At 41.4% G+C, this 2552-nt stretch carries 1 protein-coding gene; it reads left to right on the top strand.

The features are described 5' to 3' along the window. Positions 1-351 precede the first annotated feature (351 nt). A partial coding sequence (locus tag JZO83_RS14180) for a hypothetical protein (protein ID WP_207116123.1) occupies positions 352-2552 on the top strand: 2201 nt, incomplete at its 3' end.

Genomic DNA, 2552 nt, shown 5'->3' with positions numbered 1-2552 from the left:
TAAAAAATGCGTGTATTAATGTTATTATACTAAAGGGAAGCTAAAAACCATAACGTGTTCCTTTGCTATTTATAATTATATTTTCATCGGAGCTAAAAGGAGTGTGATACACCTAAAGTAGGTTGAATAAAAAACGAATAGATGCCACCATAAACAACTGTTGGAGATCAAATGACCTTTTATAGTTGCGATGTTATGGAAGAATATTCAGTTACGTATCTGTAGCTTTCATCAAACAGAAGGCGCAAGATATAGAAAAAACACATAAAAAACAGTGAGTATAGCTTTCTGCCAAAAACAATCAGCAGATGACTACACGGGAGGCATCACGTGTAGAGTAGGAGGAGATAAATGACTCATTTTTATAGAAAGAAAATAGTACAAATGATTTTGGTCGTTCTGATGCTCTTCTCGTCATTAGGGAATAGTGTAGGGGTGATTGCTGAAACAATTGATAGTTCGATTACCGAAATCGAAACGACAGATGGTATACCTGAGACAACAGAAGAAATAGGAGAGGTGGTAGAAGAGTCAAGTCCAACAGTTCAATTCACGGAAGAAGAACGAGCTGAACTTATTAAAAATCTACATATCCAAGATTCAGATACGCCAGATGTAACAGATGAGTTGCTAGATGGAAATGGAATCTCATCCAGAATGGGTGAATTGACGAACTTAGATAATTTTTGGATTTCTCGTTTTCTTAAAGGAAATGCTAGTGGTAGTGGAAGAACACAGTTTCCACAAACATACTCTAATTATTTGATGAACGACAGTAGAGCAGTTATTGCTTGGGACAATAGCAACAATGCGATTGGTTCAGAAATTGGTGATACCATTGCAGGGACATTTTATTTACCTCGACAATATATCTATACTCCAAATGGAGGGGATATCATCAATTCTGGTTCTAATATATGGGGGAATCCTGTAAGAAGTGACTATGAGTTTGTCCCAAGGATCCAAGCAAATAGTGATAATTTTAGAATTACGGTTTTCGAAAGAGAATCATATGGGTTTAAGGACCCTGTGGCTCGTTCAGGCGACAGCGAAGGGGTGTTAGCAGATTTTCATCCCTATCGAATCGTTGTAGAAAGAACATCTGTTAGGAGAAGTACATTTGCTCAATCAAACGTTTTTACACTTGATGTCAGTTGGATAGTTAATTCATATTTCTATCATTCCTCTTTGTTTATACAAATGTGGCATAGAAATCATAGAGAAACTCTCGTTTCAGCAATGCGCACTGAGTTCTCCGAAGCGGCCTATGTGCCACCGGTATATACGGTGACTGGCAGAGTTGAACCTCCTGAAGGAAGTCAAGTATTACCGACCTTTCCAACAGGACCACTGGTTCCTGGTACGTGGGGGGTGATTCGTGCCGGAGCGCCCAATCCAGGTTATCAGTTTGATCGGTTTGAACTCACAGGTGCTGGAAGCTGGCTTAACCATATACCACCTAGCTTAGGTGGGAGTATGACTATTGGAACTGAGGATGCGATTCTAACGGCAATATATTCGCTAACTACTCAAACTTTGTCACTCAATCAGAATAATGGTCCAGGTAGCACAGGAAGCTTAACAGCAGATAAAACGAGTTTAGTGATGGGAGAAACAACGACGGTTCGTGCGGCTCCTGCAGCTCCTGGATATCGTTTCGCAGGATTTGATGTAAGTGGGACTGGGGGAACAATCAGTAATGTGAATACAACCAACCGCACTGCTACATTTACCATGGGTTCCGAAAATGCAACAGTGACCGCTCGTTATGAACTAGCGGATCAGGTACTCACATTGAATCGAAATCCTCAAGCCGGGAGTAATACTGACCCGACAGCTGGTTCAAATACTTTGCAAATGGGACAAGAAACAGTCGTTACCGCTGCACCTGCATTACCAGGGTATCGTTTTTCAGGTTTTAGTGTAACTGGAGCAGATAGTACCATTTCCAATGTTGATCTAACGAATCGCACGGCAACATTCAGGATGGGCAGTGAAAATGCAACTGTTACAGCGGAATACGCATCAACCGTTATCCGCAATGCGGATGATTTAGAAAGATTCTTACGAAGTGAATTTCCATACGATTCAAATAGTCAAACTTATACGTTTGAACCAGAGACAAATCAAACAATCGACATGGCTGGAAAAGGTAACTTTACAGGTAGAAGTCAATTTTCTGGGAACTTGATGGGTAATGGCACGACGATCACCAATCTTTCATTAGCTGGTTCCAGTGCGGCACTTGGGATGATCCAGACACTTAATGGAGGCAACCAATCACGGATCGAGAATTTAACTTTGTCACGGGTGACTGTCAACAATACGAGAACGCAGTTTTACTCGGCTGGGTTGATTGGGCAAGTGGCAAGTGGCACATCGATTGAACTTGAAAATATCAAAATCGACGAACACAGTGAGATCTCAGCGAGTCAACCTTATGGAAGTGCCGGATTGATCGGAATCAACAACGGCACTGCCACAATCAAAAATGGCGAGGTTTTAGGAACGTTACATACGAATACTTCGAACGGCTTGATGGGCGGTATCGT

Origin of the sequence: Enterococcus sp. DIV1298c, from assembly GCF_017316315.1 — a bacterium.
GTDB classification, from domain to species: Bacteria; Bacillota; Bacilli; order Lactobacillales; family Enterococcaceae; genus Enterococcus_B; species Enterococcus_B mangumiae.
The sequence above is the reverse complement of the archived record's forward strand: the minus strand, read 5'-3'. Positions and strand labels throughout refer to the sequence as shown.